Origin of the sequence: Mesorhizobium sp. M0340 (genome assembly GCF_040321535.1) — a bacterium.
GTDB lineage: Bacteria > Pseudomonadota > Alphaproteobacteria > Rhizobiales > Rhizobiaceae > Mesorhizobium.
The window spans coordinates 1-770 of sequence record NZ_JAMYRR010000077.1 but is presented as its reverse complement, the minus strand read 5'-3'; the positions used below and the strand labels follow the sequence as shown (position 1 = coordinate 770).

Genomic DNA, 770 nt, shown 5'->3' with positions numbered 1-770 from the left:
CATGAGGTCGGCTGGGGTGCGAAGCGCATTGCGCAAGAGTTCGGTTGCGCGCGCAATACGGTTCGCCGCTATCTGCGTGAAGGTGGTGTCGTGGCGTATCGCCAGCCTGCTCGTCGAACTGCATTCGACGGTCTGGACGATTGGCTTAGAGAGCGTTTCTTTCGTCATGATGGAAACGCGGATGTCATTCGCCAGGAATTGGCGAGCGAACATGGTATCGTGATCGGGCTTCGCTCGGTGGAGCTGAGAGTGAAGCGCTGGCGGCGGGAATTGAAGGCGCAGAAGCGCGCGACGGTTCGCTTTGAGACGGCGCCAGGTCATCAGATGCAGATCGACTTTGGCGATACGCGCGTGTGGATCGGCGGCGAGCGGTTGCGCGTTCACCTGTTCGTGGGGACGCTGGGCTATTCGCGACGGGTGCATATCCGCCCCTCTTTACGGGAGCGCCAGGCGGACTGGTTTGATGGGATGGAAGGAGCCTTCCTGCGCTTCAGCGGGGTTCCAGCGGAGGTTCTGCTGGATAATGCGAAGGCTCTGGTCGAGCACCATGACGCGGTGACGCGCGAGGTGAGGTTCAATGCCCGACTGCATGCCTTTGCCCGCTACTGGGGCTTTACGCCACGAGCTTGCGCGCCATATCGGGCCCGCACGAAGGGCAAGGACGAGCGTGGGGTCGCCTACGTCAAGAAGAACGCGATCGCCGGCCGCCGTTTCGAGAGCTGGGCGGCGTTCGAGGCGCATCTGGATCGGTGGACGCGCGAGATTGCCGA

1 protein-coding gene is annotated in these 770 nt (G+C 62.5%); it reads left to right on the top strand.

Features of this window, described 5'->3' with window-relative positions; translation table 11 throughout:
• A partial coding sequence (gene istA, locus NKI79_RS33125; RefSeq protein WP_352807502.1) for an IS21 family transposase occupies positions 1–770 on the top strand: 770 nt, incomplete at both ends.